This window comes from Hymenobacter sediminis (assembly GCF_003231285.1).
Classification (GTDB): Bacteria; Bacteroidota; Bacteroidia; order Cytophagales; family Hymenobacteraceae; genus Hymenobacter; species Hymenobacter sediminis.
The window spans coordinates 46,409-69,227 of record NZ_QKNS01000011.1 but is presented as its reverse complement, the minus strand read 5'-3'; the positions used below and the strand labels follow the sequence as shown (position 1 = coordinate 69,227).

The following is a 22,819-nucleotide window of genomic DNA, read 5'->3' as shown; positions in this document are numbered from 1 at the left end:
TATGCCATTAGACTCTTTTACGCCCATCGAGCTTCGGTTGGACCGCGCGACGTACAGCGAAGCAGTTATTTACAAATGCTTCTATTGGTATGGGGGCGAGTATGATGTTCACATAGAGCCCCAAGCGGATAGTATCATTGTACGACTGAGCCTGCCAGAAGGCAAAACCACCGCCCCGAACACTACTGATGAAGCACTGCTGAGCCGTATCCAAAATGATTTAGTAGATTTTAAACTACGCGAGCTCATCGGACAAGAAACCCAAACGATCCGAGAGCTGCTAGTAGCAAAGGCGTTTGCCAACTACGACACGGAGCAGCCGCTCCTGACTCCAGTATCAGACCCCGTAGGCTTTCATTTTCCGGAGGGTGAACCATCTAGTTATGTCAGTAATTACCAAGCCCTCCCGCAAGTTCAAGGCGAGTAACGAATATCAGGTAGATCTTACTCCCTATCGTTTGCTTCCTTTCCGCTTTCACGAGGTAACGCCGGAAAAGGAAGTGATCGTAAGCGAGGTAGGCGATTGGCTACTAGTGCCCCGGGGAACAGTTCTGCGATTGGTATCTCGGGAGTTGGACCGCGTGCAGGATGCAGAATTATATGCCGATCTGTTAGCAAATTTTATTATCAGCGACGCGGCAGAAGTGCCATTGCTCGATGTGATGGCGACCAGGTATCGAACCAAAAAGTCGTTTTTGGATGCCTTCACCGCCCTGCACATTTTCGTTGTCACTCTCCGCTGTGAGCATACCTGTCACTACTGTCAAGTCTCTCGGGTAACCGCGGATAACCAAGCCTTCACTATGTCTCGGGCGCATATTGATAAGGGGATTGCCCTCATGATGCAGTCGCCGAATCCCCACGTCACGATGGAATTTCAGGGAGGGGAAGCACTGCTCGCTTTTGATACGATTGTGTATGCAGTCGAGCAAGCCCGAGTGCAAGCCCAGATGCATGGGAAGCAAATCACCTTTGTGATCTGCACCAACTTAGCCGTTGTTACCCCAGAAATCCTGGCGTATTGTGATCAGAACCAGATTTTGATCTCCACCTCTTTGGATGGCCCTGAGTTTTTACACAATGCCAACCGCCACCGGCCGAAGCGCAACAGTTATCAGCTCACGGTGGAAGGTATCGCACAGGCCCGAGCGGTACTGGGACACGAGCGCGTATCGGCGTTAATGACGACCTCTACTCTTTCGTTGGAGCACCCGATAGCTATTGTAGACGAATACATACGGCAAGGATTCAATAGCATCTTTCTTCGTCCTATTTCTCCCTATGGTTTTGCCCTCCGTAGTGATAAGAAGAATAAGTATCAGACGGAGCGCTTCCTCGAGTTTTATAAAACTGCACTGGGCCACATACTGGATTGCAATTTTAAAGGACAATTCTTTCGGGAGGATTACGCCACGATCATTCTTCGTAAAATCTTGACTCCCTTCCCGATTGGTTACGTGGATCTACAATCGCCAGCGGGGCTTATTAACGGTGTTGTGGTGTTCAACTACGATGGCCAAGTATATGCGTCCGATGAAGCAAGAATGCTAGCTGAAATGCAGGATTATGAATTCCGGCTCGGCCATTTGGATACGCATTCCTATGAGCAAATTTTCTACGGCAGCAAGGCCAAGCAAATTGCGGAGGTGTGGTCCAATGAATCTCTAGCAGGCTGCTCGGAATGCGCCTTTCAGACGTACTGCGGCGCGGATCCTGTGCTGCATCACGCCACGCAAGGTGATATGTACGGCTACCGACCAACGAGCGTATTCTGCCAAAAGAATATGGAGATCATCCGCTATCTCTTCGAGCTTATGGACGCCGACCCGCAGATCGAGCGCATCTTCCGGAGTTGGGTTGCCGATTCTAACTAACATTTCTATGCTTCGTACCCGCGGCATTGCGCAGGGCTTACACTCCCCTCTGGTAGGCCGGGTCACGCGCGACCCTTTTAATAGCGCTCCCCACCACTTCCTGCTTACAGAGGGTACCCCTGATGTCGACGTCCTGGGGTTTGGTGCCGTTCTCAGCACAACGCTAGCCGTGCCAGCTTCCCTGCGCATGCCTATTGTATACGGTATCATGTCCCTGCATCATCTTGAGGAAGGAGACCTTGTATCCCTAGATACGAGCGGCAGCATCAATACCCAATATCGGGTTAACTCCCAGCACAACTTTTTGCTAGCCACTGAGCGCTGCAATAGCAACTGCTTAATGTGCTCGCAACCTCCCAAGGATCGGGACGACGTTCCGTATTTAATGCACATCCATCGCCAGCTTTTGCCCTTGATTCCAAAGAGCTGCCCTGAATTAGGGATAACGGGTGGGGAGCCGACCTTACTGGGCGAACAATTCTTTGAACTGCTCGCCCTCTGCAAAGAACACCTGCCTACAACAGAACTGCACTGTTTAACGAACGGGCGGACCTTTGCCAATCGTCGTTTCGCAGAACGCTTAGGGGAGCTGGAGCTTACCCAGTTAATGCTGGGCATTCCACTATACGCGGATCATTACCAGTTGCACGATTATATCGTTCAGGCTTCCGGCGCATTTGATCAGACGGTACGAGGACTGCACAACTTAGCCTATGCGAACCAGCGGGTTGAGATCCGCATCGTGTTGCACAAGCTGTCGGTTCCTCGTCTTGTGAAGCTGGCGCATTTCATTTACAAGAACTTGCCCTTTGTAGAGCACGTCACGTTCATGGGTCTCGAGAACACGGGGTACACTCCCCATAATATTGAGAAGCTATGGATTGATCCAGCTGATTACGTGGAGGAGCTAACGGAAGCAGTAGAGTTCTTGGCGGCTTTCCGCATCCACGTATCCATCTATAATCATCAACTCTGCATTCTGCCGCCCTCTTTATGGCAGTTTGCACGACAGTCTATTTCAGACTGGAAAAACATCTACTTGGATGCCTGCAGCGGTTGCACTGTGCAAAGCCAATGTGGAGGCTTTTTCGCTTCCTGTGGCAACCGCCATAGTCAATACATTAAGCCCATAACCATTCAGCACAGTATTGAATCGAGCTTAGTGTTGAACTAGTTGTCTCTACTCAACCATTCATTGATAACGTTGCGTTTGACTGTTTGTAGTATATTGATAATCAATAACTTAAAGCATGTCCTTGCTAGCAACCCTTGCTCAAAACTGGTGTGGGATTATAGCTGTTTACTTAGGTAAAAGAACATCTCCTATCAGTTTCTTTTCAGATCAAACGGGATTGCTTTACAATGCTTCCTACGCACTATGATTCATGCAATCCGGAATAATAAGGCAGGCCGCAACTTTCGTGATCAAGTAGATTGGCGCAGCCTGTTTGGAGCATCAGAGGACTCGCTGACCTCCTCTGTTTTTGGTCACCTATTTTACTTGCCTCCAACCCTGTTGTGGCAGTTACTAAAGGAAGCGGCCCATTATTTTAAACTGCCTGAAGGAGAGCAAACGCCTGTCGTAACGAGCTACGAGTTCTGGCCACGGTGGAATGCCTTAAACACCCGCAACGTGTATACGGTGGAGCCAGACGTTTTTGTCCGCACCGCGGCCTTTGACTTGATCGTAGAAGCCAAACGCTATGACTATAATCAACAGGACAGTCAGCAATGGCGCGATCAGCTGCAGGCCTATGTCAATGAATATGCAGAGGAAGGGGAAGGCAGACCGGAGGAGACAAAGAAGCCGGTGTTATTACTGGCAATGGGTGGCATTTATTTGGGGGATGAGCAGCCTACCCTTATTGAATGCAGTGGCAGATTAGCTATCGTATACAAATGCCGCTGGTTAAACCTGCTAACTACTATTCAATTGTTACGTCAGCAGTTAGAACCTGGTCAAGAACACCTCGGAAATATTCTAACCGACATAATACACAGCTTTGGAGTCCATGGCTATGTCACCCGTTCATTACTCAGTACCCTGCCTGCCCCCTATTATCTGCTCAGTCAACAACTTGGTCTGACACTACTTTCGGGTACTACTTACCAGTGGCCCAGCAGCTCTATACTATCTCCTCTTTCATGACTAGACTAACTAAAGAGCAACTGCAAAGAACACTCGTAGATGTCCGCGCCGCATATCGTTTGCTGTACTACTATCAGGATCGAGTACTAGGCACGGTACAATATATAGTAGATAGGCTTGGATTAAGCTATGCTGGGGGCTGGAGTAGCTTTAGCAACGTAGCACCCCGCAACGGCAAAGGCAGCTTAGACAATTGGGCCTGGGATTGGCTGAACATGTATCACTACGAATTCCATTTAGGCTCTCGAGAAATAGACGGGCACCGGATTGCTGTATCCGTTATTTTGCAAAGTGACACAGGTTTTTACGACCAGCCTACTGCTGAACCAACTAATCCGGCCACGTTTGCTTCGGTAGAAGCTTCCGTTACGAGGTTGCAATTTATGATAGGCCGAGATCTGTGGCATCCCGCAGTAGCGGCAGAATATGCCAAAACGCGCTCTAAGGCTTGTGATGACTACGTCATACTCGAGGGCCAAATGGATGGAAAATCAGGAACCCTGATTGTTAAATCATTTCTTTTAGAAGAATTTGTCGACGAGATTACTATTCGAGAGCGACTCATCGAGGTTACTAACTATTGTAATACCCACGGCATTCCAGAGTTAGCATTGGCTTCGAGTACGGGAATGTAGCAGACTAGGAGTCGCCCCTATATCTATTCCATAGCTCACGTCGGCTTGGTAGCATCTAGGATCTTTTAATGCGCTCTGTAGTTATATCGTTTCATAAACGCACGTTTGCATGCTAACCCTAGCCTCTGGCTGACCTCCTCACCGAAAGCGATGGCCTCGGGACCGGGATCCTGTTGGCTACTCCTGCATCTGTGCTTGCAACCACCGGATGCATTCGGGGGCATCGACAATGGACCAGGAATGGGGGAAGGGCCGCTTGCCCAGGCGGCCTTTGCCGTAGGTTTCCATATACTCCGCCCGGGTATTTCCCTGGCCACGCAAGTTGTCGATCAGGGTCTTGAGCAGGGCCGCATTCAGGTCTTCTAATTGCCAGGTGGGGCAGTAGTGCTGCCGCCAGAAGCTCAGGTCGGGCTCACAGTATACGCGCACCGACGTAGCCCGGAGCAGGGCGAGGTTGCCGCCCGTGGGGTCGCGGCTGGAAAAGGCCGAATACCGGCGGTACGTGGCGGGCCGTTGGTCGGGGGAGCCGCCGAAGGCCTGGGTGAGCGTAGCCATCGTGGACCGGCCTCCCTGCACCAGCTGGGGATGACAGTTCTGCGCAACTTGTCGCTGTCCCGTCTGCCAGAAGGCAGCTAAATCCACGGGTGAGTCCACGCTAAACACCGCCGTGACCCGTAACGGAAGCCGGGCAGTATCGCGGACCAGGGTTTCGGCATAGGTCAGGGCCAGGTGCCCGCCCGCGGAAAAGCCCCCGAGGAACAGGTTACGGCCTACGCTCGGGTACTGCTGGGTGACGCGTCGTAGGACTTCGTCGAGGAAATAGGTGCCCGCCGAGTCCAGGTACAGCCGATTATTAAGCGTCGGCACCACGGTCACCAGGCCCGCTCGGGCCGCTTCCGCTCCCAGGGAGGTCGCCTGAAACACGTGCTCCGCCCGCTCCCCGAGCCCAGGCAGCAGCAGCAGTACCCCATGCGGGGCCGGGGTGCTGGCCGGTAGCAGCAGCAGAGACAGCTCGTGGGCATACTTGCGCGTGCGATAAAGCTGCGTCGGGTCGGCGGCAAACACGCGCTGCTGCTTGGTTTGGGCGGTGAGGGGTACTGCCGCGACGAGCAGCAACACGACTCCTTGGCAAAGCAGCAGGCATAGGCGGTGAGCGAACGTCATACAGAAGGGCTGAAGGATACACAGTAGATGGCGCGCGCAGCGCAGGGGTTGCTTCACCAACTATCTTGTAACGGATCATAAACGTGGCGCTTGTATCGTTTCAAAAAGCAGAACTAAGAGGCGATACAGTGTCTAGTTACTCTTCCACTATTAGCCCAAGGGGTTTCGCTTGAAAGCTTTCTGAAAAAAGCTTCTAGTTTAGAGCCTAGTCCACTGTGTTTATTTGGCATGACCCTATCGCTAGCTGCTCTTTACCAAACCCTGCATCAGCGTCCTCGTCCTGAAGATGTCGCCGAGATGCTGCTCCTGTTGCTACAGCCGCAGTTAACGCCTGCCCAGACGGCTATGCTGCGCCGCGCCGCGGCACATTCCTTGCGCCGTAATGGCTGGCAGTACTCAGCCATGTCAAACACTTTTCGAACGGTAGTCGGAGCGAATCGTCAGCTGCACAAAACAGCGGAGATCTTTCAGCTGACCGTAACGCCGCCGGTGGATGGCGACGTCCCCGCCGAGGTCGAACAGTTCCTGCACCAGGTGAATCCCTTGCTCGGCAAGCAGGCCGGCCAGCACAACTACCGCACCGATCGCCTGGATCGAGCGGCCCGCGCCGCGGCAGGGCTCGACTTGTCGAAGCGGAAATACAACAAGCGCTTCCGCACGATTCGCCACCTGGAGGAAAAGCTGGAAACCATGCGCCAGCAGCAGCGCAAAATCGAGTTCGAACAAGTGGCCAAGCACGGGCTGGTGCGGGAGCTCAGCTACGAGGCATTTGCCCAAGACCTGGACAGTGCGGCCTTTATTGCCTATTTCACGGCCCGCTGCAACGTGCGTAGCGAGTTTACCATCGCCGGGCAGCAGCGGCCCTATGATGAGGTAGCGGATATGCTCTTCCAGCGCTGTGCGGGCCACACGCCGTCCCTCGTGGCCCGGTGGTGGGGAAAGGCCACTCAGCCCCCGAGCCCGACAGCCAACTGGTGGGCTATTGCGCACGTGTATCCCGCTCCCCACGTGTTGGCGCAGCTGAGCAGCACCCAGCAAGGCGAACTGCTGGGTCGCTGGACCAGCTTGCTGCACGAGATGGCCCTATATCTACGGCAGGTCTGGGTCCGGAATACCTTTCAGCGGGAGTCCATGGTCGTCAAGCGGGGAGATGACTCGTCCACGTGGAATGCCGCTGCCGGGGCGTGGAACAAGGCGCGGGATGCGTGGATCAATCTGCTCTACGCCCTGGGCATGGAATTCGTCCTGGACGAGCTGTGTGTGGGCAAAGCGCTGCGCCTGATGGCGGCCGATGTGGTCGCCTGGCACCGGAGCGCCGGCCAGGGACTGGACCCCAACACCCAGGTCTGGGCAGCCCTGCCGTTGCCGTGGGAGGTCTTCACGGGAACGGCCACCTGCACGCGGACTCAGGTACGCGCGGCCTGCCAGCGGGTGGGCCTGGATCCGGAAAAGTCCGGCTGGCTGGCGCCGCGGCCGCACGGGGTAGTGGCGTTTCGGCCCACGCCGGAACTGGTGCATGGCGTTGAGGTGGCCAACCCGTATCTTGCGGCCGTCTTGAAACGGCACCGGTACTTTTCCGGCAAGCCGTACCGGCCAGTGCAGCCGGACATGAATTGAGTGAAGTACGGTATTGGATAAGGTAGCTCAGCGGCAGAGCGCCCGGCTCTACCCGGGTGGACGTAGGTTCGATCCCTGCCCTTATCCCTCTCTGGTATAGCTCAGTGGAAGAGCGCTCGGCTCTAGGACCGAGTGGCCGCAGGTTCGAGCCCTGCTACCAGAGCCATTGATGGAGGTACAGAGAATGCTAGCCGTAACCAATGTAGGCCGGGTAGTAGCGGCAATAGCACTCGCACAGAGACAGTATGCGCGTTTCAACTCACTAGTTTCAGATTTTCATCGAGTTAGCTGCCGGAAGAATCAGGCGAAGGTTTGAGTTTATCTAACACGGGCAACAAGCGCTTGACGCCCATGGGGTGAAAGACCTTTCCTCTTCTCGTCCGATACCCCGACTCATTGAGCCGAGCGGCAATCTCCCGCAAGATTACCCTCGTGGCCCGCAACAGCACCGCCAGCTGCGCGGCCTGCTGAGTTTCAAGGCCGAGACCGGACTGGCCCTAGCGGGCGGTACTCACGCGGAAGTAGGCGATGTAGCGAGTCATGAAAAAGTCTCGCTTAGGGGAAAGGGAGCTTTTTTCGTTACTGATTTCATTACAAGGATGTTAAAGGTGAAAAATAGGTATTAAAACGGATGAATATTTTCTTTTGACAATGTATCTTCACTGTGAAGCAAATGCTTATGTGCCAGGAGGTTTGCTCATCTGAATAAACGGGCACTAACCATAACCGTTCTTATATGCCAACCATCTCACTCAAAGACTTAGGGGTAACAAAAATTAATAAGTTACAGACCCAAGCTATCACGGCTCACGTTCGGAATCTACTTGCCAACGATCCGGACTTTCAGGAGTCATTTAAAAAGAATCCAATTGGCATGCTGACCCAGTTTGGGCTTAGCGCTAAACTTGCTGCTGGAATCATGGCTGAATCGAAGGCCAAAGTTGTCGGAGTTGGTAGAGGCGAGGCAGCCGCTAAAATCACGGATTGTTGTTGCAGTAGCTCTGTTACGGTAAGTTGCGGAGCGGATTTTTGGGATAGCTTACCAGCGATTAACGAAATCGAAAAATGGCAAGTATTGTCAGTTAAAAATCGGTAATCAAAAAGGTGCAGCTTGAGAAGAGCTGCACCTTTTTGATTACCGATAGCATCTTTTGCATTGCTGACTTTATCCTTATACTATTAGTAAGGCTATAATATAGCTATGCCTGTGAAACTTAAGGAGTATGTTTTCTTTATCGTTCGCGGGACCCAGTGCACCTAATCATACGATGTATTGAATAAAAGTAACTTTTACTAGACTAAGTGAGCGCGAATATATTCAAAGCACGTACCGTTTATTCGAATGGACTATTTCGAACTAAGCAGAAATTTGCTCTCGCAAACTACAGCCACCGAGTATGTAGTACTGGCGCCTGAAAAATATGAGTATAAAAACTTTGCCTGGATTCAATACTATTGCAAAACGCAAACATTACCGGCGCAAGGGTGGAAAATTCACATAGCGGCAACAAACAGTAACGCCTATAAAATTTTATCAGCAGTTTTTGGCGTATTAATTCGAAATCAAGTAACATTTAAACACGTTGGCACAAGTCAACAATTAATTAAACTAAACCACGGAGATTTTGGAATATCTCAAATCGGAAAGTTTATTACAATATATCCAAGCAGCGAAAGATCTCTTATCAACCTGTTGGTTGAACTACAGCAAATAACCAGTCCTTTTGATGCCCCAACTATATTTTCGGATCGATCAATAGGTGAAACTAGCATAGTATACTATCGCTACGGAGGATTTATTTCCCGTAAAATACAAAACAAATTAGGGTTGTACGTAGAAAGTATCATTGACCCAGTCACAAATGAAGTGATAGAAGATATAAGATCTTTATACGCAATCCTGCCCGACAATATTACTGATCCGGTTGTAGAATCATCTTTGTTTTGCGTAGAAGAAAACAGAGATATTATTAATTCTATTATTGATAATCGATATGTAATTGTAAATAATATTTCTTTTACTTTTAAAACCAGGGTATACTTAGCCTTGGATATAAATCAAGATTTTGAAAAATGCATCCTGAAAATAGCAAACCATGGTATCGAGGTAGCTCAGAATGTGTCGAGCTATGATCTAATACAAAATGAGTCCGCTATTCTTGATTTGCTGACTGCTTGTATGTTCGCGCCTAAAAAGCGAGAGTTGAGCCGTTATAAGGATACCTATAAGCTTGTAACAACATACGTTGAAGGAGTTACTCTAGAACAATATATAAGATTACTGCAGGTAAATGGAGTTCGCTTAAGTAACCAGAAACTAAATATTCTAGCCTTGCAGTTGGCTACTATAATTCAGGAACTTCATCGCAGATTCATTATACATGGAGACATAAAGACCTCCAACATTTTGCTAAGTGATACTGGACGACTTTATCTAGTTGATTATGAAACGGCAGTTCACAACCCCTCTAATGGTTACCAACATAAACTTGCTACTAGAGGGTTTGGTACCGTTACCTCACGGCAAAGTCCCTTCCAACAGGACATATATGCGTTTGCTTCTGTTCTATATAGTTTAATCACTGGGCACAACCCTTCCAATGCTGTTAGAAGCAACAGTTTACAAGAAATTCCACTTTTCGTTTATCATCCCACTATCCATCCCGGGTATGAAGTCCTTATCAATACCTGTTGGCTGAACGGCTATCGTACCATAGAAGAAGTGATTGATGCTTTACCCCAAACTGCTATTCAACTTCAAGTACCGCTGCCCCTCAGGATTAGGATGGGCAAGAAACGACAACTACTGTACTTTCAATTATCTATGCAAGTCCGGGAGTACTTGCTGGCAACTGCCCTTCAAGGTGACAACGGGGTGATGTGGGAAAGCAACCATACCTACAATGCCGGTGTGGGAAGAATAGATATAAATATTGGAGCAGCGGGCATTATACTATTTCTTTGTCAATCATATAAACACCTGCCTTCCGCTAAGGCAAAAGATATCTTGCTCCATGCTTGTCAGTACTTAATGAGGGCAGAGAAGAGTAGTCTGCTTGGATTGTATGTGGGAGAAGCTGGAGTTCGTCTGGCTATCCTCCAAGTGGCGCTACTGTTGCAGGAGAAAGCTTTACTGACTTACTGCCTAACTTATTGTGACGATTTTGTATTAGACACTGCACCAGCGTGTGATTTATTCAACGGGTTGTCTGGCGCTGGAATGTACTTTTTATTGCTTTATCAAGCGACTAAAAACGTAAGAGCATTAGAAAAAGCAGAGCAAATCGCTGGCCTTATCCTAGAGCATTGTATACGAGTACAGGATGAAGTACATTGGCCTACGGCAACTACAGAAAAGTTTTTAGGCTTCGCCCACGGTATAGCGGGAATAGGCTATTTTCTTATTCAGTTGCACGCAATAAATAAAAACGACCACTATAAGCAAGTATGCATTGATATTCACCACACGCTAAGTAAGTATGAAAAAAAAGTTTATAAAGGGCATGGATTAAATTGGCCTAATATTACCGAAGATAATATAACCAGTATGTTCTGGTGTCATGGTAGCACGGGTATAGGCAAGTTCTACTTAGCATTATACGAGGTTTTAAAAGAACAAATATTTCTAATAAAGGCGGAAATGGCAGGTAGGCTAGCGGCTAATTTCAGTGCTTGGCTTAATGTGACGCAATGTCACGGAATTGCTGGAACGATCGAATATCTTCTCGATTTATACGAAATAACTGGTAATGAATATTGGAAAAAAAGTATAAACAAGCTTGCGGTTGTTTTACAAATGAAATCGGTGATAAAAGACGGTTGTGTTTTATGGCCTTCGGAGGATCCTTTTATCTTAACACCAGATTATATGGTGGGCTTTAGCGGGGTAGCAAGCTGCTTGTTGAGAGTAAGTACTCGTGACTTTAACTTATTTAGTTCGCGTTATTTGCTCTCTCTTCGTAATTATTCTTAATCTTTTATATTACTTAATGATCAACATGATGTCGATAGACAATAAAGATAAGTGTTTTGCACCCTTAAAATCGAACGATTATTATAGTCCTAGCTTCTGTGCTGCGTTGTGCTGCCGCACATCATCCAGACGAGTATAGCGCCGGATCATGGCGCTGGTCTTATGCTTAGTCTGGTTCATGATCTCGCTGTCATCGGCGCCAGCCAGCTTGGCTACCGTCACGAACGAAGCGCGCAGCGAGTGAGCCGAATAGGTTGGTCCCAGGTAGCGCTGCACCACCGCGTTAATGCTTTTGTCTGACAGGCGGGCTTGAGTGAGCCGTCCGCCCATGCGTAAGCCAACAAACACGGGCCCGGTGTCCCGCCCGAGCTGCCGCAGCCAGGCCTGCAACGACCGAATCGGGCAGACTTTGGCTTCGGGCGAGTAGAAGATGGCTTTTTCTTCGTACTCGCCCAGCTGGTTGGTTTTGCTTTTCGCCAGAGAGACAATCAGACAGTCCTCTGTGAACCGCAGCTCCTGCACGTTCAGGGCCGACAGTTCCGAGCGGCGGAAAGCTCCTGTAAAGCCCAGCAGCAGAATGGCCCGGTCGCGCAGCCCCGTCACCGTCTCAATGTCCATTTCCCGCACCAGGCGTTTGAACTGAACCAGGGTGAAGGCCGGGGCCTGCTTTTGGCGCACGCCGTGCACGCGGCGAATGCCGTCGAGCAAGACCTGAAACTGTTTGTTGTCCGTGGGGCAGTCGAGTCCGCGCAGCACGTGCGCTTTACTGATAGCCGAAAGGTGACGATGGATGGTGGCGACCTTTTTGCCCGCGTCGGCCAAGTAGGTCACGTAGCCGGCGAGCGTGTCCACCGTGGCGGGCACCGGCTCCACCTGGTTGGCCTGGCACCAGTGGGTGAAGTGCCGCAGGTCCGAGGCGTAGGCCCGCGCCGTGTTGGGCGCGCCCTGCAGACCGGCCTCGACGTAGCGGGCGGTCTGCTCCGAGAGGCTCGCTAGCGAGTCCGTGGTTTGCGTAACTCGAACGGGTAGCGCGTCACGTTTCATGTACACTATATAATAAGGAGTAGCGGAGCCAAAATGGGCTGAAAATGCGAAGATAGGCATAGGTTCCGATAAGTAAAGTTTATCGGAACCTCTCATCTTGACCAGCCTCTTTGGGATGTTAGAGTGCTTAGTTAGTATGCCAACCATCAGCAAGCCTACCCCTTGGTGACGATTATGCCCTTGCATTTTCGGGAAGGGAAAGAGCGTGGTAAGTAGACATTAAAAAGATGACCTATTCAAGGCCCGTGTTATTTTTCCGCTACAGGATGAGGTCTGTTACGGAGCAAACCTTAAAATAAGAGCAATTTTGAGGTCTGTTATTGCTCGCAGGTGATTTCCTGCTGTCTATTCTGAAGTAGACATTAAATCCAGGGTGCTGTTAATGTCTATTAGGAAAGAGGTAGCTTTGTCCCACGCTGCTCCTACTGCCAGCGCTAGCGCCTTCGATGAGTTATCCCCTGAACCCCGACCGTACTAAGCCCTGGAATAATCTACCGGAATTACCCCTGGCCTCGGAGCTAGTGGAAACCGTGGAGATCCTGCAGCACTTGGTCAAGGCCCGGGCGGCCTTGGGGCGCCTGCAGGGAAGGAGCGCCGTCATCCCGAACCAGGGGTTGCTGATTAACAGTATCAGCCTGCAGGAAGCGAAAGCCTCCAGTGCCATCGAGAACATCTTCACAACCGATGACGAGCTTTACAAAGCTTACAGCGAGCAGGCCCCGGCCTCGGGCCAGGGAGCCCCGAAGGAAGTGCTGCGCTACCGGGAAGCGCTCTGGCACGGATACGAATACCTGCAGGATCGGCCGGCCTTTGACTTGGACTACTTCCCGCAGATGTACCGGCAAATTACGCAAGCGACCGACGGCCTTCGTCCCCCAGTGGCGCAGATCTACATCAAACAGGGTGGCTCCGGCCCCAATGCCGGCAAGGCCGTCTACACCCCGCCCCGCGGGACCGGCATTCTGGAAGCCAAGCTGACGAACCTGCTCGACTTTATGAACGACGACGAGCGCTACCCCCTGGATCCGGTCTTGAAGATGGCCATTGGGCATTTTCAGTTCGAGGCCATTCACCCGTTCCGCGACGGCAACGGCCGCACCGGCCGGGTGTTCAACATCCACTACCTGACCCAAAAGGGCCTGTTGGACTACCCCATTCTGTTTCTGAGCCGCTACATCATGGACCACAAGAGCGACTACTACGCGCTGCTGGCGGGGGTGTCGCAGCGGGGGGACTGGAAGGCGTGGCTGCTGTACATGCTGCGGGCCGTGGAAAGCACCGCCAACCTGACCTATGATAAAATCAATGACCTGGTAGCGGCCAAGGAGGCTATTCTGCAGGCTATAATTGCTGATACCGCCATGGAGCGCCCGGAGCAGCTGGTCAACAGCCTCTTTACCCAGCCCTTCACCAAGGTCAAGCACCTGACCGATGCGGGCCTGTACGTGGAGAACACGGCCCGCAAGTACCTCAATCAATTAGTGGACATGGGCATTCTGGGTAAGAAAGTCCTTTCTGGACATCATTACTATCAAAACCTGGAGTTGCACCGGATTCTGAGTGAATAGCCCGGCGGTCAGGGGGAAAAGTGGCTTTGACGCACCTTGGGGAGAAACTTCTTGCTGGTGAGGGACGGCGGGCGGTATATTTTCCTGGTCACACCCCGGAGGGCGAAAGGCAGAACTCCGGTCTGGTCTCGGCCTACCAGGCCTACTCGAGCCAGGAGTAGTACGGCGTAGAAGGTCCGGAAGAGGCGCGGTAAGCCCGATGCCAGGCCGCGGAGGAATTGGCTGCTCCCGTTAATAGGGGATACTTTTTTTGATAAGCGGGAGCTACCTGCTCCTGGTAATTAGGCTTGGCCCGAGGGAGGCATGCCTCCGCCAATTGCCTTACTCCTACCCTACCCATCGTCTTGTGATCTGGATCCAGGAAGCTAGGGGATAAAAGGGGGCTCTTGTTCCCTCTTATCCCCTAGCTTCCTGTCCTTACTTCGGGCCCGGACACCTTCTGGTTCTAGGCTGGTTTGACTATATCAGTTGAGCTACCTAGGAAGCTGTTTGGTCATCCGTCCTTCTGCTTGCCCGATGTACCCCAGCCGCCATCAAGCAAACGTGCTGTTGGCCGGCGATCAGCTCAGCCTAAAGTAACACCATGGAAGAGTCTGGTGCATGCCGTCGGACAACTCCCAGTACCCCGTTAAATCCCTAGTCATGATAGTAGCCACCCCCGTTGAGTTCATAGGTTAGGAGACCCGAATAGTCAGACCAGTACGCACAAGTAAAGGCCGGTTCCATTTCCCTCCTAGGTTAAAATGCCTTGGCTGACCAAGTAGATCTGTTAATTCGTGTCGATAATCCTTTGGTTTATAATGCTATATCTCATATACATGTAATACATACATAACACTTAAAGTATACATTATATTCAATAAATGTTTAAGATGTAAGGTATCTACTGCATGCTCGACACACTTAGAGATTATCGCTCAAAGGATCATACATGCATGTTCTACACACATTACAAGCAATACATTTAATGTATGTATTACATGTAATGTGTTTTACATATATCATGGTTGTCTAGTGTGTATTAAATGCAATGCGTAATATTGAACCAACCAAAGGCATTGTTTGACATGAAGACTATATGTTTTGCCAACCATAAAGGAGGAGTCGGAAAGACCACTTCCACCTTGAGCGTGGCCCAAGTATTAGCTAGTCGGGGACAGCGTGTGCTACTGATCGATAGTGATTCGCAAACCAACCTGACGATGTCTTTTGACCGTAAGGGTAACCGGCACTTGGGGGAACTGCTGGAGAGTGACGGTAAAACCTCTCTCACGGAGTTGATGGAGCCAGTAGGGGAGGGGATCCACTTAATTGCCGCTTCCCCTCGGCTGCAGTTAGTGGAGAAGCTAATGGCGGGCAGCTCCGGGCTGGAGTTTATTCTGCGGGAGGGGTTGGAGACCGTTGAGGATCAGTTCGACTATTGCCTCATTGACACCCCTCCCTCCTTGGGAGGAATTACCTACTCAGCTCTTATTGCGGCGGATGCCGTGTTCATCCCCATGCAGCCGGAATATTTCGGCTATAACGGTCTGACCTCTTTATTGCAGGCCTGCGTCCGGGTTCGGAAGCATTACAATCAGAAACTCAAGGTGGGCGGCATCTTCTTCACCAAGTATTCCCCCAGCTACCGGTCTTCCATGCATCATCAGTATGTTAACCTCATTCACGAGGATGAACAACTAGCTCCCCTGGTGATGAACGTGAGCATCCGCCAGAACAACAAGCTGGGCGAAGCGCAAGCCATGCAGGAAACTATTCTGACCTATGCTCCCGACAGTAATGGAGCGCTAGATTACATTTCTCTCACTGACGAACTGCTGGCCAGGCTATGAGCACCCCTCCCAAACGCAACTTCACGGCCAAAACGGCCCGTCCAACAATTGATACGTCCGCTCTGTATGGAATGGACGAAGTAGTGGTCCCGCCTGTTACCCCAACCGAGCCAACGGCTCAGCCAGCCCCACCGGCTGCTCCTGCCGCGCCGGAAGACCCTGGGCTGGAATGGGTACAATTCAGTACTTACCTGCGGCGCAACACCTACCTGCGCCTTAAGCAGGCGGAGTACTGGGAGCCGGGCTTTGTCGTCCGGCAGCAAATAGAGCAAGTGGTCAGCGAACTGTTGGATAAGCTGGAAACTGCCAATCGCCGTCTACCAGAGGAACATCTTCGTAAACTGTTGCAGAAGAACAAAAAACTGCGGTCTTAGCAGCATAAAAAAGCATAAAAATCTGCGTTTTTGAAGCGCAAATGGACTTTTTTGTACTTTATGATGCCCCTTCATCTGCTACAAAAAAGACGTTACCTAAAAGCACAACTAGTCTTTTTTTTTATTACTACTCTTATAAGAGTATTATAGGTGCTGTATCTACTTGATTTACAATTTGTAACGAGTGGTGTCTGCTACAAAAAAGACGTTTGCTGCTACAAAAAAGACGTTGTCCTGCTACACGAAAGACGTGATTCTGCTACAAAAAAGACGTTTTACGGTCCTATCTGCTACAAAAAAGACGTTGCCACCTCATGGAGCCTACCCCGGATAAGCGAGTTGCTCAACATAATGCGCTCATCAATGCCCGCTTCAGCTTCGTGCCGCTACAGATGCGGCTGTTCGTTGCGCTGCTCTCCCGCATTGATTTTGAGGATGTTGACTTCAAGGAACACTTCATTCCTTTGGATGAACTCGTGTTTGAGCGTCGCGGTGGTTCCGCCTACGAGCAGGTAGACGAGATGTGCAAAGGACTCGCTTCGTTCACCCTCTACATTGAAGAGCTGGAGGAGAAGACCCGCAAGCGGCGGCGCAAGCCCAGCTACACCTACATCCCCTTAATGGCAGAAGCGGGCTACCGGGCTGATTTGGGCGGCGTGGTGGCCAGCTTCAACCCCAAGATCATGCCCTACCTGCTGCAGCTGCGCGAGAGTGGTAACTTCACTACGGCAGAGATCCAGCAGGTACTTAAGCTCAAGAGTCCCCAGTCGTTACGCATTTACTGGCTGCTGAAGGAGTACGCCGACTTCGGCAAGCGCACCATCAGCGTGGAGGATTTGCGCTTCGTGCTGGGTATCGAAGAGAATGAATACCCCCGCTTCTCTAACTTCAAGGCTAGAATACTGGACAAAGCGCAGAGCGAGATTGCGGCCACGGACATTCCCTTCACTTACGAACTCGAGCGGGAAGGCAAAACTGTCGCTCGAATCAAGTTCCTGTTCCAGCAGCTAGCTGCATCTGCTACAAAAAAGACGTTACCGGGCGCGGTGGAATGGGCCGAGGCCTTGGTGCAGATTGGGGTCAGCCAGCGGAGCATCACGACCATTGCCCACCAGCTGGAAAACGGCGAGTACGACGTGGGCTACATTGCTTTCGTCGTGCGGATTGTGGAGAGCCAGTTCCAGAAAGGTAAGATTAAGAAGCCCGCCGGAGCGATTTATAAGGCACTGGTCGAGAAGTATCTATTGGACGACTATACCGTTGCCAGCAAGCCTCGAACCGGCACCAGGAAGCAATTACCGAAAGCAGCGGAAAAGCTGGAAGTTGCCTTCCGCTTAAGTGAAGTCCGGGAGATGTACGACAACCCCGGGCCCTACGCGCAACGCCAGAAGCGCGCTGACACGTTTGAACAGCACCTACACCAGGTGTACCTGCAAGACGGCTTCACAATTGAGCAGCGGGAAGGAGAGGAGTGGCTTGTCAAGAAATAGGATAACCTGTTAATCTCTCACAGAGCGCAATTGCGTAGATACAAGCTATTCTCTCAACCTTAAACCGTCAAGTAGTCGACTAGTAAGTTAATTGTGGAGTTCTGATCGTATTAAAATTCGAAACTATACCTTATTTGCGCCAACATCGATTGGCTTAAACGGTGAAACCCCGGAGGCTGGGGGCCTTCAGGGTTTCCAGAAGTGGGTGCAGTTACACCTTACTTCTAACGCAATAGATAAGGACCGGGCCGATATGGTTTTTAGGTTCACGCTTACACATAGCGTATCCCAAGGCCTGGATTAAGAGCTGTAGCTTTTACAAGGAGACAGATCCTGATGCAAGGCAACAGGATCTCATAGCAAGGGTAGTGCTTCGCTAAGCAGGATTGGTTGGATACTCGATCGACAAACTGAGCGGCTCAATCTGCAAGGTGTTGTATATACTATCCGCATCATCCATAATCCACCCCTTCGTTAAGGCCTCTTGTAGGTACTCCTGCGCTGGCTGGGGTAAATCTGGGAGCAGACTTTCTAGGGTTCTTATACTAGCTGTATAGCTATCCCGGATCTGGGCCAATCCAGAAATCTCGTTGTGCAACCCAAGGGCTTCCAGGCTAGTGATGGCGCGTATCTTGATAAACTCAGCATAACGCTCGGCATCGGCCCGCAAAGCACGAAAGAGTGCCTGCTCGTAGCTATACTCAAGTGGGTCAAGATCTGTCGCCGACTGGGATGGCGTAGTCGGAACCCGCTCGCGCAGTTCTGCTTCGATGACGATTCTGATTTTTCGCACGCTTTCCATAAGAGCAGATAAGGTTGAAGGCAAGGGAGAAGAGGGGGAATACTTATGAAAGCGGATCTAACTCATCTCGCCTGAGAAGAAGTGCCTCCGGCAAACCATAACGGACGCGTGAGAGAGAAGGCAGTCACGAAAATAATGACAAATATGTAATTGTCACAGCAATCGAGCGCTTTCACCTTGCCGCCTCCATGAAGGAGTTAACCAGTGAAGCCGTTGCGAGCGAAATAGTAAGGCGTCTGCAGGAACTGCGACGTGAACGGTTGCAGACACAACAAGAAGTATATGATGCTACCGGAGTACACATTGGGCGGCTAGAAGCTCAGCGTGCCAATATGACGCTTCGCACCCTGGTCATCCTCACTCGCTATTATGATGTATCTCTAACTGAGTTGTTTCAAGGCCTATAATCCGCGCTAGTAGGGCTTGCTTCTCATTTCGGGTGGGCATAGACATTCGTTTTTCAACCAGCGCACTCTCAAAGTGACAGCGCTATTTGAATAGCCCGAGCCGTATTGCTTTAGGTTGACAATAGGCATGTACTTCTCGGACGATGTTCGTTTAATAGCAGAGTGCTAATAGTGAGGATGTTATAATATAAATTTTGAAAAAAAATGTTAGAAAGTTTATATATTTTGTATAATTAATTATGTATTACATATAAACGGTGTTATTTATAATACATAACTTATAAAATTTTAAATATAAATTATCATAGAAAAATAGGGGTAAAACCCGTCGTTTTTTCTTTTTTTTCGCTGACAAGTATGTCATTTTGCTTAAAAATGCCCGATCTGCATCGTCCAGAAATTTTACTAGCAGCGTTAGCCTTTGAATTTTCACATTCACTATCCAGTATACCAATTTTTCCTTCACGCTATTGAGAATATAGAATAACTAGCCACGTCTAAATTAAAAGCAATAAATGCGTTCTAGCAGTGAAATACGTGTTATTTCACATCACCTTCCTTTTTTAATTAATATACTATGTGCGCATTTCTGCGACGCAATCATTGCTAACCGCAAAGTCGATTTAAAAGCTGGGACAGACCTTTGTCGAAACCATTTACCCTCACTAAAATGGCGCTTCGACATCAAGAATTAGCACCTACAGAACCAGATTATGCCCTTTCTTGGCGGGACCATATTTCTGCCTTCCGCGCCCCGAATACGGTGGCGGCGTACCAGCATAATCTGAAGGACTTTCTTGCCTTTTGCGGGCAACACAACGTCGCGTATCTAACGGCCAAGCCGTCCGACATTGTTCGGTATATCAAGCACTTGGCTACCCGGCCAAGTCGTCGTCGGCGCGGACCACTTCGAGGATTATCCCTCGCTACGCAACGGCAACGAGTAGCCTCGCTGCGCCTCTATTATGACTTTTTAGAAGGGGAGGAGATTATTAACACGAATCCGGTTCTACTAGGTAAACTTTGTTTCCTGAATCCGCGTCAATCTATCCGCGGGTTACTGCCATCCTGCCAGCAGGAAGCGTGGATTCCAAGTGATACTGAATGGAATATATTGCTTGATTGTATGCAGGCAGAATCCTTGCGCAACAGGACAATGGCTTCGCTGAATTATGATACGGCCATGCGCCGGGAAGAATTATGCAAATTAGATCTAAGCGATATTGATCAGTCAAGAAATATGGTTCGGGTGCGCGCGGAAACCACCAAAACAAAACAGGGACGCCGCGTAGTCTATTCTCCGGGTACGGCCAAGCTGTTGCAGCAATACATCCTATCCCGCCGTCCCATCAGTCCGAACACGACCGCCCTGTTTATCTCCGAATCCAACCGCACGGAAGGGGACCCGATTCAACGGGGAACGTGGACGAAAGTGATTGAATCAGTAGCCAGACGGGCAAATCTTCCCCGGTTCACCCCCCACACCTTTCGGCATTTGCGCATTACCGATCTGATTCGGCAAGGAGTGGGGATAGTAGAGATCGCGCACTTTGTCGGTCATCGCGATATCAACACGACCAATCGGTACGTCCACCTTCAGGATGTGGAGGTGCTGGAAAAAACGGCGGAAGCCATTGTGGCGCTGCGAGCTAACCACCTGCCTGCCCATTCCTCCCTATGAGCGTGATCGATAAAGCCCTAGACTGGGCCGCCTACGCCAAGGACCTGGACTGCACCGCCTCGCTGAGTTCGGCGGAGAAAACGGCCCTTGCCTCATGGGTTCTTAACCCGCCGGCTGCTCCCTTCGTGCACGAGCAGGATCGGGCCGCTGACCTGCACGCCGTGCATCGCTTTGCCGTGGCCGTGGAACGGGTCATCACCTACTGCGGCTATGATGACCCGACCCGGTGGCGCACGTATGCCTGCACGCTGTTGCTGCTGCACACGATGCACGAGCAGCAAGCCACGTTCTGGGCGTGGGACGAAGCCACCTGGATCCGCCTACTTGGTAACACCCGGCAGGACTATCTGGACGGGCACAGTGCCCAGTACGCCCTGCAGGCGCCGCGGCTGGCCGCCCGCCTTAACCTGCGCACGCTGCTCATGGATTGTGCCTATTTCCTGGGTGGTGTTCCTATTCACAGCCTGGTGGAGGAGAAGCAGCTCGGATTTGCGGCCCGCCGGGTATTCAGCCGGGTGCAGCTGGACGAAGCCGTGGCGGACTTGGAAGACGGTCTTCCCCTGGTGGAGCTGTCTACCGTCAGTAATGTTGCCTCGCTTAAAAGCTGTCTCTGTGAAGCCCTGCTGCTGAACCGGAACCCCGACCTGTATGCGCTTACGGCGGACGTGATCGAGCGGGTGTATACGCGCGCCCGCCAACACGCGACGGCTGGGCGCGCCTGCCGCATTCTTGCCCGCGTACTGCATGAGCTCGGGATCCTGGAGCAGGCGCTCTCGTTACCCGTTGACGCAGCTACCGCCCCGCCCCCGGCCGATACCGTCTCGACCAGGTGGCAGCAGCTCATCGAAGAATTTGTAGCCGCGAGCTTCCAGCAGATCGATACCCGGCAATCGTATCGTACGTCGTTACGTAAAATCGCCCGCTGGGCCGCGGCTCGGTTTCCGCAGGCGGCCGATCCCGAAAACTGGACAAAAGTAATCGTGCAGGCTCTTCAGACCGATCTTACAAACTTGCGGAAGCACAAGTGGTCCGGTGTGACCGGCAAAGCCGCCAAGAAAGGGCAACCGCAGCTAAGCGCCGGGGCGAAGGCGCAACTGTTCAGCACCATCCGCCAATTCTTGGCGTTCTGCGAGCGCAGTGAAGTCATATCCAAACGTCCGGACTTAACGCGCTACCTGACCACACCCAAGGATATTCAACAAGCCCGGCGCAATGATCCCCGGGTCCTTGCGGTCGATACGTGGGCGAAGCTGACGGAAGCGGGCTTATCGCTGACGGAAGCGGATATTCCCCACGGCCCCTTCCTCTCGGCCGAGGGAAAACTAGTGCAGCAGCCGATTTATCCCTTGGAACTCGTGCAGGCTGTGGCCAGTGTCTGGCTGCTGGGGGGACTTCGAAACAATGAAATTCTGCGCTTAGCCGTCGGCTGTGTTCGCGCGCCGTACCCGGCTACAAGTAGCCGCTTTGCAACTGAGCCGCTTGAGCAGTTTATCAGCATTTTGCGGGTGCCCACCCACAAAACCGGCGCCTCCTTTGAAAAGCCGGTGGATTGCCGGCTTGGTAAAGCTCTCAAGAGCTGGGAAGCGATGCGCTCCTCGTGCAACCCGCGAATTGACCGGCGCGGTGGCCAACTCGTCCACTTTCTGTTTAGCTACCGCGGGCGCGTCCTACCCCAGGGATTTATCAACGACACGCTTATCCCGCTGCTGTGCCGTAAAGCCGGCGTCGACACGGAAGACTCCGGCCTGCCCATCACCAGTCATCGCGCCCGCGCCACGCTGGCCACCCAGCTCTACCTGGCTGGTCTGGACCTGTTTGCCATCCAGAAGTGGCTGGGGCACCGGTCGCTGCAGAGTGTGCTGCATTACGTCAAGGTCACCAACCTGCATGTAAACGCTTCCTTCGCCCGGGCACTGGGTAGGCTATCAAGTGAACCCGGGACCGGCAAGTGGCCTGCCCCAGAGCAGGAGCGGGTCCGGCCCCACTCCCTATATGTGGAACCTGTGGGGGAAAGCAGCCCGGAGCATGACCTCGATCATTTGCGGCCCCGACGCTACAAAGCCGGGTACGCGCAGGTAGTGTCGGCACATAATGCGTTAACTCATTTGCGCCGGGCGCTGGACTTACCTGCTGCAGATTCACAGGTACTGGATACTAGCCTGTCCTTGCTGCAACGCTGGCTGGCTACTTAGTGCTACCTAACGCCGCA

The 22,819-nt window shown here is 51.5% G+C and carries 18 protein-coding genes and 1 tRNA gene; 16 read left to right on the top strand and 3 right to left on the bottom strand.

Features of this window, described 5'->3' with window-relative positions:
- The first annotated feature begins 1 nt into the window (after window position 1).
- From hxsD to DNI29_RS22430, 5 genes are all read left to right on the top strand, one after another.
- Window positions 2-427 (top strand): His-Xaa-Ser system protein HxsD, encoded by a 426-nt coding sequence (hxsD, locus tag DNI29_RS22450; protein ID WP_162303718.1) that lies wholly within the window; start codon window positions 2-4, stop codon window positions 425-427.
- Window positions 384-1,874: a His-Xaa-Ser system radical SAM maturase HxsB gene (gene hxsB, locus DNI29_RS22445; protein WP_110980392.1), complete on the top strand. Its 1,491-nt coding sequence runs from the start codon at window positions 384-386 to the stop codon at window positions 1,872-1,874. Before hxsD ends, hxsB begins: the two co-directional genes overlap by 44 nt.
- A 7-nt stretch (window positions 1,875-1,881) precedes the next feature.
- On the top strand, window positions 1,882-3,048 hold the full coding sequence (gene hxsC, locus DNI29_RS22440; protein ID WP_110980391.1) for a His-Xaa-Ser system radical SAM maturase HxsC: 1,167 nt from the start codon (window positions 1,882-1,884) through the stop codon (window positions 3,046-3,048).
- 204 nt (window positions 3,049-3,252) lie between these two features.
- A complete protein-coding gene (locus DNI29_RS22435; RefSeq protein ID WP_110980390.1) occupies window positions 3,253-4,023 on the top strand; it encodes a hypothetical protein in 771 nt (256 codons plus the stop codon).
- Window positions 4,020-4,658: a PM0109 family protein gene (locus DNI29_RS22430; protein ID WP_110980389.1), complete on the top strand. Its 639-nt coding sequence runs from the start codon at window positions 4,020-4,022 to the stop codon at window positions 4,656-4,658. The genes DNI29_RS22435 and DNI29_RS22430 overlap by 4 nt, the downstream gene beginning before the upstream one ends.
- A gap of 177 nt (window positions 4,659-4,835) precedes the next feature.
- Here the strand turns inward: DNI29_RS22430 and DNI29_RS22425 are convergent, their stop codons facing one another.
- Window positions 4,836-5,822: an alpha/beta hydrolase gene (locus DNI29_RS22425; protein WP_110980388.1), complete on the bottom strand. Its 987-nt coding sequence runs from the start codon at window positions 5,820-5,822 to the stop codon at window positions 4,836-4,838.
- 228 nt (window positions 5,823-6,050) lie between these two features.
- Between DNI29_RS22425 and DNI29_RS22420 the strand changes: the two genes are divergently transcribed.
- The 4 genes from DNI29_RS22420 to DNI29_RS22395 all read left to right on the top strand — a co-directional run bounded on the left by DNI29_RS22420 (window position 6,051) and on the right by DNI29_RS22395 (window position 11,412).
- Window positions 6,051-7,439 (top strand): hypothetical protein, encoded by a 1,389-nt coding sequence (locus tag DNI29_RS22420; protein ID WP_110980387.1) that lies wholly within the window; start codon window positions 6,051-6,053, stop codon window positions 7,437-7,439.
- A 16-nt stretch (window positions 7,440-7,455) separates the two neighbouring features.
- Window positions 7,456-7,526 (top strand) — tRNA-OTHER (locus DNI29_RS22415).
- Between the two features lie 649 nt (window positions 7,527-8,175).
- Complete coding sequence (locus tag DNI29_RS22400) at window positions 8,176-8,535, top strand: hypothetical protein (RefSeq protein WP_110980385.1); 360 nt, start codon at window positions 8,176-8,178, stop codon at window positions 8,533-8,535.
- A gap of 246 nt (window positions 8,536-8,781) precedes the next feature.
- The gene (locus DNI29_RS22395) at window positions 8,782-11,412 is read left to right on the top strand and encodes a lanthionine synthetase LanC family protein (protein ID WP_110980384.1); all 2,631 of its coding nucleotides are present in this window, start codon (window positions 8,782-8,784) and stop codon (window positions 11,410-11,412) included.
- Between the two features lie 81 nt (window positions 11,413-11,493).
- Here DNI29_RS22395 and DNI29_RS22390 read toward each other — a convergent pair whose 3' ends face one another.
- Complete coding sequence (locus tag DNI29_RS22390; RefSeq protein WP_110980430.1) at window positions 11,494-12,456, bottom strand: site-specific integrase; 963 nt, start codon at window positions 12,454-12,456, stop codon at window positions 11,494-11,496.
- A gap of 446 nt (window positions 12,457-12,902) precedes the next feature.
- Here DNI29_RS22390 and DNI29_RS22385 point away from each other — a divergent pair, with 446 nt between their 5' ends.
- The 4 genes from DNI29_RS22385 to DNI29_RS22370 all read left to right on the top strand — a co-directional run bounded on the left by DNI29_RS22385 (window position 12,903) and on the right by DNI29_RS22370 (window position 17,720).
- Window positions 12,903-14,024, top strand: a complete 1,122-nt coding sequence (locus DNI29_RS22385) for a Fic family protein (RefSeq protein ID WP_110980383.1) — start codon at window positions 12,903-12,905, stop codon at window positions 14,022-14,024.
- Between the two features lie 1,025 nt (window positions 14,025-15,049).
- On the top strand, window positions 15,050-15,856 hold the full coding sequence (locus DNI29_RS22380) for a ParA family protein (protein WP_110980382.1): 807 nt from the start codon (window positions 15,050-15,052) through the stop codon (window positions 15,854-15,856).
- Entirely contained in the window at window positions 15,853-16,230 is a 378-nt protein-coding gene (locus DNI29_RS22375) for a hypothetical protein (RefSeq protein WP_110980381.1), read from the top strand. Before DNI29_RS22380 ends, DNI29_RS22375 begins: the two co-directional genes overlap by 4 nt.
- Before the next feature lie 314 nt (window positions 16,231-16,544).
- Window positions 16,545-17,720, top strand: coding sequence for a replication initiation protein (locus tag DNI29_RS22370; RefSeq protein ID WP_110980380.1), 1,176 nt, complete (start codon window positions 16,545-16,547; stop codon window positions 17,718-17,720).
- A gap of 376 nt (window positions 17,721-18,096) precedes the next feature.
- On the opposite strand, the gene DNI29_RS22365 is transcribed toward DNI29_RS22370, so the two are convergent.
- Window positions 18,097-18,546: a hypothetical protein gene (locus tag DNI29_RS22365; protein ID WP_123823389.1), complete on the bottom strand. Its 450-nt coding sequence runs from the start codon at window positions 18,544-18,546 to the stop codon at window positions 18,097-18,099.
- Between the two features lie 164 nt (window positions 18,547-18,710).
- On the opposite strand from DNI29_RS22365, the gene DNI29_RS22360 reads away from it, so the two are divergent.
- The 3 genes from DNI29_RS22360 to DNI29_RS22350 all read left to right on the top strand — a co-directional run bounded on the left by DNI29_RS22360 (window position 18,711) and on the right by DNI29_RS22350 (window position 22,802).
- Window positions 18,711-18,929 (top strand): helix-turn-helix domain-containing protein, encoded by a 219-nt coding sequence (locus DNI29_RS22360; RefSeq protein WP_110980378.1) that lies wholly within the window; start codon window positions 18,711-18,713, stop codon window positions 18,927-18,929.
- A 670-nt stretch (window positions 18,930-19,599) separates the two neighbouring features.
- Window positions 19,600-20,610 (top strand): tyrosine-type recombinase/integrase, encoded by a 1,011-nt coding sequence (locus DNI29_RS22355; protein WP_110980377.1) that lies wholly within the window; start codon window positions 19,600-19,602, stop codon window positions 20,608-20,610.
- The gene (locus DNI29_RS22350; protein ID WP_110980376.1) at window positions 20,607-22,802 is read left to right on the top strand and encodes a tyrosine-type recombinase/integrase; all 2,196 of its coding nucleotides are present in this window, start codon (window positions 20,607-20,609) and stop codon (window positions 22,800-22,802) included. Before DNI29_RS22355 ends, DNI29_RS22350 begins: the two co-directional genes overlap by 4 nt.
- The last annotated feature ends 17 nt before the right edge of the window (window positions 22,803-22,819 follow it).